We start from the raw sequence: 954 nt of genomic DNA, 5'->3' as shown, positions 1-954 counted from the left end.
GCCCGGGGCGGGGTGGGGGGGGGGCGCGGTGAGCGGGGGCGCCCGCCGCGACACGGCCGGTGCCACGGCAGGCGCCGAGCCGGTGTCAGGACACCGCGCAGGCGGAGCCGTCGAGCGTGAAGGCCTCCGGAGCGGTGTTGCCGCCCCGCCAGGCGCCGGTGAAGCCGATCGTCACCGAGCCGCCCGCCGGGATGTTCGCGGTGTACGAGGCGGGCTCGACGGTGACGGCCGCCCCGCTCTGGCCCGGGGTGCCGCCCCACATGTCGGTGATGGGCTGGCCGTCGGCGAACCGCCAGCCCAGCGTCCAGCCGTCGAGGGTGGAGACGCCGGTGTTGCGCAGGGTCACCTCGCCCTGGAAGCCGCCCGGCCACTGTCCGACGATTCTGTAGGCGACCGAGCAGGAGACCGGCACGGGGTCGCCGCCCTCACGCGTGGTGACCTCCACCGTCGCCGAGCGCCGGGAGCGGTTGCCGGCCGCGTCCCGCGCGTACACCGCGAAGGTGTGGGAGGTGCCGGACGCCAGCCCGGTGAGCTGTGCCGAGGTGCCCGGGACGCTGCGCACGGCGGTCTCCGAGGAGCCGTCGACGCGCACCACGTCGTAGGCGGTCACCCCGGTGTCGTCGGTGGAGGCGCCCCAGGACAGGGTGACGCCGCTCGCGGACACGCCGGAGGCCACCGGGGTGCCCGGCCGGGTGGGGGCGGTGGTGTCGCCCGGGCCGCCGGAGCCGCCGTAGACGGTGGCCTCCTTCGCGGTCGCGGCGATGCCGTCGGCGCCGTTGAACAGGCGCTCGCCCCAGCCCGTCATGGCGTCCGGGTCGAAGCCCTCGACCATGTCCAGGTACTCCACGCCGCCGCCGTTGCCGCTCCAGGACCAGCCCAGGTAGCCCAGGCCGAGCCGCTCGGTGGTGGCCAGGATGGCGGTTGGAGGAGATACCCGCGAAGCGGCCCCCGCGG

General features: G+C 76.4%; 1 protein-coding gene. It reads right to left on the bottom strand.

Going from position 1 to position 954, the window contains the following annotated elements; all coding sequences use genetic code 11:
• Positions 1–85: 85 nt before the first annotated feature.
• A partial coding sequence (locus AC2CJA_RS26875) for a cellulose binding domain-containing protein (protein WP_484605239.1) occupies positions 86–954 on the bottom strand: 869 nt, incomplete at its 5' end.

It is taken from the genome of Streptomyces sp. ATLC9, from assembly GCF_057196705.1.
This window is presented reverse-complemented; position numbering and strand designations above follow the sequence as displayed.